Genomic DNA, 4,688 nt, shown 5'->3' with positions numbered 1-4,688 from the left:
ACCTGGAGCCGCTCGGCCTCTACTCCCACAAGGTCAAGAAGGCCGACGCCCTGAAGAGCGGTGCGACGGTCGCCATCCCCAACGACACCGTCAACGAGGCCCGCGCCCTCAAGCTCCTCGCCGCGCACGGGCTCATCACCCTCAAGGCGGGCGTCGGCAACGAGGCGACCCCTTCGGACATCACCAAGAACCCGAAGAACCTCAAGTTCAAGGAGCTGGAGGCGGCTCAGACCCCGCGCTCCCTCGACGACGTGGACGCCGCCGTCGTCAACGGCAACTACGCACTCGAGTCCGACCTCAAGCCGGCGAAGGACGCCCTCGTCCTGGAGTCCCCGAAGGACAACCCGTACGGCAACTTCCTCGCCGTGAAGAAGGGCGAGGAGAAGGACCCGCGCGTGAAGAAGCTCGCCAAGCTCCTCACCTCGCCCGAGGTGAAGAAGTTCATTCAGGACAAGTACGACGGCGCCGTCCTGGCCTCCTTCTGAGCCCCCGCCGGGCACCCGCTCAGCACGGGGTCCTCCCTCACCCGGTGGGGGAGGACCCCGTGGTGCGGAGCAGTGCTTTCATGCTGCATGCTGGGCAGTTCAGCAGGCCCTGAAGGTTCACCGAAGGTTACGGAGCGGCGCATGACGAGCACCTTTCCCAACGTCTCCATCAGCACGGAGCGGTTGGTGCTGCGTCCCCTTGACGAAGACGACGTCGCCGCCCTGGCCGCGATGATGAACGACGAACAGGTGGCGGCCTGGACCTCCGTCCCCCAGCCCTTCACGGAGGACGGCGCCCGCACCTGGATCACCGAGTACGCCCCCGCCGAGCGCACCGAGGGGCGGGGCCTCGACCTCGCGGTCACCGAGTTCCTCACTCAGCGCCTGGTCGGCGTCATCCAGCTCGGCAAGACCAACTGGCGCGTACGCTCCACCGAACTCTCGTACATCACCGCCCCCTGGGCCCGAGGCGAGGGCTACGCCTCCGAGGCCGCCCTCGTCACCGCCCGGTGGCTCTTCTCGGACCAGAAGTTCGAACGCATCGAACTGCGCACGGCGGCCGACAACACCGCCTCCCAGCAGGTCGCCCAGAAGATCGGCTGCATCAGCGAGGGCGTGCTGCGCAACGCCTGTATAGCCCGCAGCCGTGCCGAGGACGGCACGTGGACGGACGTACGCACCGACTTCATCGTCTGGAGCCTGCTCCCCGAGGATCTGGAGGGCGTCGGCGGCCGGCTGCCCGGCGGTTTCACGTCCTTCGGCGACTGGAACTGACCGGAACGGCCACGGTGCGCGACAGCACCACCGTCCCCTGCGCCGGCTCCACCGGGTACTCTCACCAAGCCCACCCACGGGCCGCTCGCGACACGAAACGCAGACGGCCTGCGACATCCTCTGGAGACTGACGACGATGGCCGACCGGGTCACGGTGATCGGCTGGGACGGTTCGCCGCTGACCGACGCGGCACGCGCCGCCCTGGGTGCCGCCACGCTCGTGGCGGGAGCCGCCCACCACCTGGCGCTCCCCGAGGTACCCGCCGGCGCCGAGCGCATCCGCCTCGGCAGTGTCGCCCTCGCCGCCCGCCGCATCGCCGGCCACCGCGGCACGGCCGTCGTGCTGGCCGACGGCGACCCCGGCTATTTCGGCGTCGTACGGACACTGCGCGCCCCCGAGTTCGGCCTCGAGGTCGAGGTCGTCCCCGCCGTCTCCTCCGTCGCCGCCGCCTTCGCCCGCGCCGGTATGCCCTGGGACGACGCACAGGTGGTCGTCGCACACCGCCGCACCCTGCGCCGCGCGGTGAACGTATGCCGCGCCCACACCAAGGTGGCCGTCCTCACCTCACCCGGCGCCGGCCCGGCCGAACTCGGCCTGCTCCTCGAAGGAGTCCACCGCTCCTTCGTCATCTGCGAGGAACTCGGCACCGAACGCGAGCGCGTCACGATCGTCACCTCCGACAAGGCCGCCGACCACGCCTGGCGCGACCCCAACCTCGTCATCGTCCTCGGCGGCCCGGCCGGACCAGGTACGGCGGGGGAGGCCGGCGGCTGGATCGCCGGCCGCGACCCCTCCGCCGGGCCCCGCGGCTGGTCCCTGCCCTCCGAGACGTACGGCGCCCCCCTCGGCGAGGGCGAGACCCAGCCGCTGCGCGCCTCCCAACTCGCCCGCCTCGGACCGCGCGTCGGCGACCTCGTGTGGGACATCGGCTGCGGCAGCGGCGCCTTCGCCGTCGAGGCGGCACGCGCCGGCGCCGCCGTCATCGCCGTCGACAGCGACCGGGCCGCCTGCGCCCGCACCGACGCCACCGCCCGCCGCCTCGGCGTCCAGCTCCAGATCGTGCACGGCACCGCCCCGCACATCCTGGAGAACCTCCCCGAACCGGACGTCGTCCGCGTCGGCGGCGGGGGAGCGGCCGTCGTCTCGGCGGTCGCCGACCGCCGCCCGCAGCGCATCGTCACGCACGCCGGCACCCGCGACGCCGCCGAACTCATCGGCCGCGACCTGACGGAGCACGGCTACGGCGTCGAGTGCGCCCTGCTGCAGTCCGTCGAACTGGACACCCGGGCCTGGACGGAGAAGGAACGGAGCGTCGCGTTCCTGCTCAGCGGCGTGCTTCCGCGGCGCAGCGCCTGATCCTGCCGCCGTCCCCGTGATCGGGTTGTCGTACTGCGCGCGGTAGGCTGGCCGATCGTTGCACCGCACGCGGACGCCCGGCACTTCGTCGGTCAATGTCCGGAAAACCCGCCCGTTTTGGGGTGTGTGTGGTACGGCAGAACCAGAGGACGCGCAACGTGGCGCAGTCCACAGCGGAACCGTCGCGGATCAAGCTGTCGCGAGGGCGGTACGGCCGCGACAATGCCAGTGAATGGCTTTGTCGCCTTTTTGGGGCGGGCCGCTCGTGCCGCTGGGGACACACGCTCGTTCTTCACAGCGGGGCGGTCGGTGCGCCGTTCCGGGCGAGCTGGTTGTAGGAGCACTAACCGATGGGCGAGGGGTACGCATGACCGACACCGGCCAGGTCCCGGGCGAGGGACTGCCGGAGAACGCAGGCATGGTGGAGCAGCCGGGCGCCCCCGCGCACGGTTCGTACACCTACCTCTCCGAGCCCGAGACCACCGCCGAGGACGACGACCTGCTGCTGTTGCCGGGCGCCCAGGGCGCCTGGGGCAACGAGGTCGCCCCGCCCATGCCGGAGCCGGTCGCCGAGACCGTGCACGAGCCGGGCCCGCACGAGATCTCCGGCCGCGACAGCGGCTCGGTCGACCTCGGCGGCGTCCGGCTGCCCGACCCTCCGCCGATCCCGCCCATCACCCCGCGCCGCCCGCTGCACCTCGGCCCGCCGGTGCCCGACAGCTCCACCAGCCCGGTCCGCTCCCTCGCCGACCGCGGCCCGGCGGACGCGCCGCTGCGACAGCCCGCGGCGCCGTCGGCAGGACCCGAGTACCTCGACGCCCCGCGCGCCCCGGAGATGTCCTCGCCCCCGGCGGCGCCCTGGGACGCGCAGGTCACCCACCAGGCCCCGGTGGGCGCCGGGGCGGCCCCTGCGGAAACGGTTGTTCCGGAAGCGCAGCCGATGGCTTCGGCCGTCGCGACCAGTGTGGCGCCGGAGGCGGCGGAGCAGGGCTTCCCCGCCGAGCAGCCCGCGCAGGCCGTCCCGGTGCAGAACGTCCCGGTGCAGGACGTCCCGGTGCAGGACGTCCCTGTGCAGGTGGCGGAGGCCGAGGCGGGGGCCGTTTCCGCGCCTGGACCGATTCCGGGGGAGGTGCCGGTCGTGGACGGGTCTGGGCAGGACGGTTCTGGCCAGGGCGCTGAGCCGGGGCTTGCCGATGGTTCTCCCGAGGTTCCCGAACCGGGTGCCGTCGGCGACTTCGCCGATGCGGGCCATCAGGTTCCGGCGGCTGCCGCGGAGCAGGACGTGATCTCCGCTCCTGTCGCTGAGGCCGTACCGGCTGCTGAAGCCGCACCGGCCCCTGAAGCAGTCCCGTTCCCGGAGGCTGCCCCTGCGCCCGAGGCCGGTGCCGTGGAGGCGGCCGGTGTTCCCGAGGCTCCCGAGGCGGTTGCTCCCGAGGCGGTTGCGCAGGAGTCGGCCGAGGCCGTCGGCCCCGAGGCCGCCGCACCCGGTCTGGACGCAATCGCCCCCGAGGCCGTCGCGCAGGAGCCGGATGCCCTCGGCGGCGAGGTCCCCGCGCCGGTTGCCGAGCCGATCGCCCCGCAGGCCGGACCCGCTCCTCAAACAACTGACGCCGAGGCAGCCGCCCCTGCCCCCGAGGCGCCGGCTCCGGTGACCCCGGCCCCGGTCGCCGACGCACCGGAGACAGCAGCCGCACCGGCTCAGCCCCCCGCGGCACCGGTCCCTGCCCAGGTCACCGAGACTTCCGTGCCGGAAGCGCCCGCCGAGGCCCCCGCACAGCCCCAGGCACCGGAGGCAGTCGAGCCCGCCCCCGTGGCCGAGGAGGTCGCCCCCGAGCCCGCCCCCGTGGCCGAGGAAGTCGTTCCCGAGCCCGCCCCCGAGCCGGTGCCCCCCACGCCCGAGAACGGGGACCTCCCCCCGGCCTCCGCCGAGGACGTCACCGTCGTACTCCCCGAGCCGATCGCGGACGAGAAGCAGGACGAGAGGGCGGACGAGGAGCCGGACGAACAGAGCATGCAGCCCGTCCAGGGCCCGCAGCAGTCCCAGCCGCCCGCCGCCCCCGAGCCCGCACAGC

Annotated in this window: 3 protein-coding genes and 1 pseudogene; all 4 read left to right on the top strand. The window is 73.3% G+C overall.

Annotated elements, in window-relative coordinates; genetic code table 11:
- On the top strand, positions 1–485 hold a 485-nt coding region (locus ACFTZL_RS41315), incomplete at its 5' end, for a MetQ/NlpA family ABC transporter substrate-binding protein (RefSeq protein WP_382594661.1).
- Between the two features lie 141 nt (positions 486–626).
- Positions 627–1,259 (top strand): GNAT family N-acetyltransferase, encoded by a 633-nt coding sequence (locus ACFTZL_RS41310; protein ID WP_382594657.1) that lies wholly within the window; start codon positions 627–629, stop codon positions 1,257–1,259.
- Positions 1,260–1,395: 136 nt separating this feature from the next.
- Positions 1,396–2,616, top strand: coding sequence for a precorrin-6y C5,15-methyltransferase (decarboxylating) subunit CbiE (gene cbiE, locus ACFTZL_RS41305; RefSeq protein ID WP_382594654.1), 1,221 nt, complete (start codon positions 1,396–1,398; stop codon positions 2,614–2,616).
- Positions 2,617–2,983: 367 nt separating this feature from the next.
- Positions 2,984–4,688 (top strand): annotated as a pseudogene (locus ACFTZL_RS41300) (5,6-dimethylbenzimidazole synthase); the annotation flags it as partial.

Origin of the sequence: Streptomyces sp. NPDC056948 (assembly GCF_042674225.1) — a bacterium.
In the GTDB taxonomy this organism is placed as follows: domain Bacteria; phylum Actinomycetota; class Actinomycetes; order Streptomycetales; family Streptomycetaceae; genus Streptomyces; species Streptomyces purpurascens.
Note: the sequence above shows the minus strand (reverse complement) of the source record. Positions and strands in the feature narration are given on the sequence as shown.

Bases quoted from the DNA above. Each gene is read 5' to 3' on its own strand.
- cbiE (WP_382594654.1), top strand. From the start codon at position 1,396: ATGGCCGACCGGGTCACGGTGATCGGCTGGGACGGTTCGCCGCTGACC.
- ACFTZL_RS41310 (WP_382594657.1), top strand. From the start codon at position 627: ATGACGAGCACCTTTCCCAACGTCTCCATCAGCACGGAGCGGTTGGTG.